Annotated in this window: 4 protein-coding genes and 1 pseudogene; 3 read left to right on the top strand and 2 right to left on the bottom strand. The window is 47.3% G+C overall.

Annotated elements, in window-relative coordinates; genetic code table 11:
- Positions 1-195: 195 nt before the first annotated feature.
- A pseudogene (locus HP399_RS19835) lies at positions 196-414 on the top strand (DUF418 domain-containing protein); the annotation flags it as partial.
- Positions 415-505: 91 nt separating this feature from the next.
- Positions 506-2,548 (top strand): molybdopterin-containing oxidoreductase family protein, encoded by a 2,043-nt coding sequence (locus HP399_RS19830; protein WP_173620340.1) that lies wholly within the window; start codon positions 506-508, stop codon positions 2,546-2,548.
- A 92-nt stretch (positions 2,549-2,640) separates the two neighbouring features.
- Here the strand turns inward: HP399_RS19830 and HP399_RS19825 are convergent, their stop codons facing one another.
- Positions 2,641-3,822 (bottom strand): NupC/NupG family nucleoside CNT transporter, encoded by a 1,182-nt coding sequence (locus HP399_RS19825; RefSeq protein ID WP_173620339.1) that lies wholly within the window; start codon positions 3,820-3,822, stop codon positions 2,641-2,643.
- 207 nt (positions 3,823-4,029) lie between these two features.
- On the opposite strand from HP399_RS19825, the gene HP399_RS19820 reads away from it, so the two are divergent.
- Positions 4,030-4,566 carry a DL-endopeptidase inhibitor IseA family protein gene (locus HP399_RS19820; protein WP_173620338.1) on the top strand — a complete coding sequence of 179 codons (537 nt, stop codon included), beginning with the start codon at positions 4,030-4,032 and terminating at the stop codon, positions 4,564-4,566.
- Positions 4,567-4,622: 56 nt separating this feature from the next.
- Here the strand turns inward: HP399_RS19820 and asnB are convergent, their stop codons facing one another.
- Positions 4,623-6,470, bottom strand: a complete 1,848-nt coding sequence (gene asnB / locus HP399_RS19815) for an asparagine synthase (glutamine-hydrolyzing) (protein ID WP_173620337.1) — start codon at positions 6,468-6,470, stop codon at positions 4,623-4,625.
- Between the last annotated feature and the right edge of the window lie 26 nt (positions 6,471-6,496).

Raw genomic sequence — 6,496 nt, 5'->3', positions numbered from 1 at the left:
CAGCTTCTTTTGCTTTGTTCTCCTGGACATGGATGGCTGTCCTTTTTATCTCCTTATTACTAACATTTTGTTATCTAACCAATCGAAGTCATCAATATCATTGCTTATTGGCTCTAAAAAAATCAAAGCCCAATCCCAAATTAAGGAGAAGACGGTCAGTCTACACATTCCTTATATACAAAATTGTTTTGTAAATTAACCTTCTTTGTATGGAATGAAGATATGCTTGTTCTTTTCTTGTCACCAGTAGCGCTTGATTTAGGGGGACATGTTAGTAACGGGATAGCTGCTTTGATTGCCGTGGCTATTTGGAGCCTTTCTCTGCTATTGGCCACGCTTTTAGAAAAGCATAATCTGAACGGACCATTAGAAATCGGAATGAAACGATTGGTATATAAAAATAAAAATCAGTAACTTCTCATTCGCACAGGGGTAGTGCCTTCTTTTTTCAATCGATTATAATAGCATAAAAGCTAGTTACTGTTATGAGAAAGAGGGAACCTCCATGGCTTATACGACCCAGGAAAACGGTGTTTTTCCAGCAGTCTGTTCACTTGATTGCCCGGACCAATGTGGATTACTCCTTCATAAAAAAGAGGGGAAAATCGTCAAAATTGAAGGGGACCCGAACCATCCGGTGACGAAGGGGAATATTTGCAACAAAGTCCGCAACATGACAGAGCGCATTTACGATCCCAAGCGACTCACGCATCCGTTGAAGCGTATTGGCAAAAAAGGGAGCGGGGAGTTTGTTCAAATCAGTTGGGAGGAAGCCATCACTACCATAACCGAACGCTGGCGTGCATTGATCGACTCAGACGGTCCTGAGAGCATTTTGCCTTACAGCTTTTACGGAAACATGGGGCGGATTAGTGTTGAAGGTATGGACCGCCGTTTTTTCCATCGTATGGGGGCCAGTCAACTTGACCATACGATATGCAACAGTGCAGGGGCTGTAGGGTATAGCTACACGATGGGCGGAGCCTTTGGAACAGATCCGGAAGACACCGTTCATTCCAAGCTGTTTATCATGTGGGGGATCAATACAGTTAGCACCAATATGCATCAAGTGGTGTTTGCGGAACAGGCTCGAAAAAATGGGGCGAAGATCGTCGTGATTGATGTCCATAAAAATCAGACGGGTCGATGGGCTGATTGGTTTATCCCGATTTTACCCGGAACAGACACGGCTTTGGCTTTGGGCATCATGCATGTGCTTTTTGCAGAAAGCTTGGTAGATTCAGCCTTTATGGAGAAGTATACGGTAGGACATGAAGAGCTCAGGGAGCATGTACGTACCTACGATCCTATTACCGTATCAGCCATAACGGGTGTCCCTGTCGACGATATTTACAAATTGGCGAGAATGTATGGCACCACCTCTCCGTCCTTTATTCGCATTGGAAATGGCATTCAGCATCACGACAATGGTGGAATGTGTGTAAGGACGATTGCTTGTCTTCCGGCCCTGACAGGGCAGTGGCTTGTCAAAGGCGGTGGGGCCAATAAAGGGAATAAAGGTTTCCTGGAGCACAACAAGCTTGCCGTGCAGCGACCAGATTTGCTGGCCAATAAACAGACGAGAGTCATCAACATGAATGAACTTGGGAAAGCGCTGCTCGATACAGATCCACCGGTGAAATCACTCTTCGTCTATACGAGCAATCCAGCCATTGTCGCACCGGAAGGAAACAAAGTACGGGGAGGCTTGGCGAGAGAGGACTTGTTCACGGTCGTACACGACTTATTTTTGACGGAGACGGCTCTTTATGCCGATATCGTTTTGCCAGCGACGTCTTCTTATGAAAATACTGATTTTTACACGTCGTATTGGCATCATTACATTCAACTTCAGCAACCAGTGATCGCCCCATTTGGAGAGAGCAAGTCCAACACGGATGTTTTCCGCTTGCTGGCTGCTGCCATGGGATATAACGAACCTGTTTTTCAAGACAGCGATGCAGAGATGGTCAGACAGGCGTTGGAGGGGCACGATAATCCTCATCTAGAAGGAATCACGTATGATACTTTGGTCGAAAAACAATATGCCAAAGCCAATCTGGAACCTTTCTTTTTGGAACATCTCCCCACCCCAAGTGGCAAAATTGAGCTTTACTCGCAAGCAATGGCAATACGAGGGCTGCCTCCATTACCGACGTACACGCCATTAGTGAATGATGGGGATTTCCCGTATTTATTTGTCCCGGGACCCAATCACAATTATTTGAACTCCACGTTTTCGAATAATGAAAAACATAAGAAGATGGAAAAAATACCTCGTTTACACATGAATGTGGTGGATGCTAGTACTCTAGATATTAGTGATGGAGATACGGTCCGCATATGGAATGAGCGGGGAGAGTGTGAACTCGTGGCAGCTGTCGGCGAAAATGTTCTCACGGGTGTCGTCGTGAGCCAAGGCTTATGGGCAGACAACGAAGGGTCGAAGCATTATGTAAATGCCCTCACACCAGACCGAATCGCGGATATGGGTGGAGGAGCGACGTTTTTCTCCGGACGTGTTGATGTGGAAAAGATCATTCGATAAAAAGCAGCGAGTGCCCTATTATAGCAGGGCACTCGTTGTTCATGAGAAAGTGTCCCTACTGCACATGGCAGAGGGACACTTTCTCATGTCACTTACAGGACGAAGCTGACGACGACACCAGACAAAAGACTAACTAGCGTGGCACCGAACAACAGCTTTAACCCAAAGCGAGCAACCACATTGGATTGTTTCTCATTCAGCCCTTTCACCGCACCAGCGATAATGCCGATGGAGGAGAAGTTCGCGAACGAAACGAGGAAGACAGAGAGAATTCCTACTGTGCGTGGGCTCAGTTCAGATACGACTTTGCCCAGCTCGATCATCGCCACAAACTCATTTGTTACGAGCTTTGTAGCCATGATACTACCAGCCGTCATCGCTTCCGAAAAAGGAATGCCCATCAGGATGGCAAAAGGAGCGAAGACGAAGCCGAGCATTTCTTGGAACGTCCAACCGAAAATCATGCCGAACAAGCTATTCACAGCCGCGATCAAGGCAACAAAACCGAGCAGCATAGCACCAACGACTACTGCTACCTTGAAGCCGTCCATGATGTACTCAACGAGCATTTCAAAAAAGGACTGCTTTTCATTGCTTTGAATTTCCAGTAAATCTTCTTCTTCGTTCACTGTATAAGGGTTGATGATCGAAGCGATAATAAAGCCGCCAAACAGATTCAAGAACAGGGCTGTGACAACGTATTTCGGCTCAATCATCGTCATATACGCACCGACAATCGACATCGAAACAGTGGACATGGCTGACGCGCACAGCGTATACAGACGGTGTTCCGGCAAGGAGCCGAGCTGTTTTTTAACAGCGATGAATACTTCATTTTGGCCGACAATAGCGGAAGCAACAGCGTTATATGACTCTAGCTTACCCATGCCGTTAATTTTGCTCAGAACAAAGCCAATTGCCTTCATGATAATCGGCAAAATCTTGAAGTGCCGCAAAATACCGATGAGGACGGAAATGAAGACGATTGGGAGCAATACACCAAGGAAAAAGGACATTTGTCCGTCGTTTACCAGATTGCCAAATACGAAATTGATCCCTTCCGCTGCAAAAGCAAGAAGCTTTTCAAACGATTTGGAAATGGCTGAAACGAAAATAAACCCAAACTTGGTATGCAGTAGAAGAAAGGCAAGCAAAAATTGCAGAGCAATCATGACGATGATCGGTTTGTATTTGACCTGTTTACGTCCATTGCTCCCTAACAATGCTAACCCGATCACGATGAGTAAGCCAGCGATGGGAATGATGAAATTCATTACAACCTCCAAGAAATTAAATAGTGCTAAACTTAAATGGCAAAAAAACGCACTTCCCGACAAGAGAAGTGAAAGCGGTTTATATTCTATCACCTCGATAATATGATTGCAATTTATATGTATGTTCAGAATTATTGTCCATAGCGTTTGGAACGCTGAAATCGGGCGTACTAGCATAAGCCCACCACCATACGGTTTATGGAGGAGGTGAAATCCTTGGATGAGTTGCAGAGGCTCAAGCAGTTTATCACTTCAGCAGAGCATGTCTGGACTCAGATCGCGAATTCGCCGAGAGGAAAGCCTGTATATACCGTAAACGGTGTGGATTACACGCCATTGCCCGAAAAATACAACACCAAACGAAAAATCTCCCGTATTTTCCGCCGGTATTGGGGGAAGCAATTGACGGAAGTGATGATTCGGAATCTCCATTTGCGGATGCTAAAAGGTAAGCTCTGTGTTCCTTATCGTGACATCCCACCTTTTCCTGCAACCGTGTTGTCGTTGCAGATAAAAGTGAATCTGCCGGATCATCGGACCGTGGCTGCGATACTGAGCGGGGGCGGGAAAAGAACAAGAGTGGACTACCGTTTGATCCGAGTCGGCGCAACCAAAACGTTCACGATCATGAAACGCTCAGGCGAGCAGTTTGATCTGAGATATCAATCTCTTGCTACCATACCCCTCAACCCGAAGGCACAACCCGTACGTAGAACCAAGCAACGGGGAAGAACCAAAAAGTAACGAAAAGCTCCTCAATTCCCCCGAATCATAAGGGACGAGGAGCTTTTGTAATATAGTTAGGCACGAATGGAAACATGGTACTCCCGCAGCCAATAATCCAGCTGGCCGAGATAGGCGAACAACTGGGGGGTACTCATGAGCTGACCGAAAAACGGAATGCTCGAAGCCTGTGCATCTGACTCGGCAATTTTTCGAATCGTTGGAACATCTACCAGCTGAAGCAGTGGAGAGGAAGAGTCGTTTAAAATATCCAGCAGCCAAGAGCGAACGGCTTCCGTATAGGCGGGATTATGTGTTTTCGGGTACGGGCTTTTCTTGCGATACAGCACTTCATCCGGCAAGATTCCTTCCATGGCTTTTCGCAAAATTCCTTTTTCCCGATTCCCGTGCGTCTTCATATCCCATGGGATGTTCCAGACGTATTCCACGATGCGATGGTCACAGAACGGGACGCGCGCTTCCAGACTGGCCGCCATACTCATTCGGTCTTTGCGATCCAACAGCGTGTTCATGAACCACGTTATATTCAAATAAAACATTTCCCGTCGGCGAGCTTCAATGGGATCTTCGCCTGGAAGATGTGGGACTTCATCGAGAGATTCCTCATACCGCATGGCAACGTATTCCTCGGGTTTGACCCAATCACGAAGATCAGGGGATAGCCAGGAGGCACGTTCTTTCGTCGCTCTCGACCATGGAAACGTTCCGGCATTCAACAGTTCCTCGCGATGAAACCACGGATACCCGCCAAATACTTCATCTGCGCATTCTCCAGAGAGGACGACGGTCGTCTCTTTTTTTATTTCGCGGCAAAACAGGTAAAGGGACGCATCCACATCAGCCATCCCCGGCAAGTCGCGGGCGAGTGTCGCTGTTTTCAGGGAATCAATCAAATCGTCTGTGTCAAACTCAATGGTGTGGTGCTGGGTTCCGAGAAACTTTGTAACGAGCTGCACATAAGGTTCATCCTCATTCGGTTGAAAAGTACTTGCCTTGAAATGTTTTCGGTTGTCTACGTAATCGATGGAGTAGCTGTGCAGGGTTCCACGGCCTGTTTTTTGAAAATGATCTGCCGCAACAGCTGTGATAATGCTCGAGTCTAACCCACCTGACAAGAGGGTCGAAACGGGCACATCCGCAACCAATTGGCGTTCAATCGAATCCGTGACTAACTCCCTGACACGTTCCGCAGTTGTCTCCAGGTCATCCGTATGTGGGTGGCTTTCGAGCTGCCAATAGCGTTTTTGCTTGACGCTATCACGCGTCACCAACAGATAAGAGCCGGGCCGAACCTCGTGTACGTTATGAAAAACACCATGGCCAGGCGTACGAGCGGGACTAATTCCGAAAACCTCAGCCAAGCCTTCACGAGAGAGCTCTGGTTTGACTTCGGGGTGAGCGAGCAAGGCTTTTAGCTCGGAGGACAGTAGAAATGAACTGCCTCTTTGCGCATAAAACAGCGGCTTAACCCCCATACGGTCACGGCCGACAAACAATCTTTGTTCGCGTTCGTCCCAGATCGCAAAAGCAAAGATGCCGTTTAGCTTTGACAGACAATCTGGCCCCCACTCCAAATACGTGTGCAAAAGTACCTCCGTATCCGAGTGAGATTGAAAGGTATGTCCGCAAGCAAGCAGTTCTGCTCGCAAATCTTCGGTATTATACAATTCACCATTGTAAATCATGGTGCAGGCATGTTTGTTTTTGAGAGCCGACATAGGCTGCTGTCCGCCAGCAGGGTCTACGACCACAAGGCGGCGATGACCGAGGGCCGCACGAGGAGTCAGCCAAAAGCCTTCTGCATCAGGGCCTCGATCCTTGAGACAGTGGGTCATTTTTTGCAGAACATCACGTTCACCAGATAAGTCCTTTTCCCAATCAATCCATCCTACAATTCCACACATGGCATGATCACCCTTCTCCTGAAGCA

The organism is Brevibacillus sp. DP1.3A (assembly GCF_013284245.2).
Classification (GTDB): domain Bacteria; phylum Bacillota; class Bacilli; order Brevibacillales; family Brevibacillaceae; genus Brevibacillus.
The sequence above is the reverse complement of the archived record's forward strand: the minus strand, read 5'-3'. Positions and strand labels throughout refer to the sequence as shown.

Coding starts and splice junctions, on each gene's coding strand:
- HP399_RS19830 (WP_173620340.1), top strand. CDS start 506: ATGGCTTATACGACCCAGGAAAACGGTGTTTTTCCAGCAGTCTGTTCA.
- asnB (WP_173620337.1), bottom strand. CDS start 6,470: ATGTGTGGAATTGTAGGATGGATTGATTGGGAAAAGGACTTATCTGGT.
- HP399_RS19825 (WP_173620339.1), bottom strand. CDS start 3,822: ATGAATTTCATCATTCCCATCGCTGGCTTACTCATCGTGATCGGGTTA.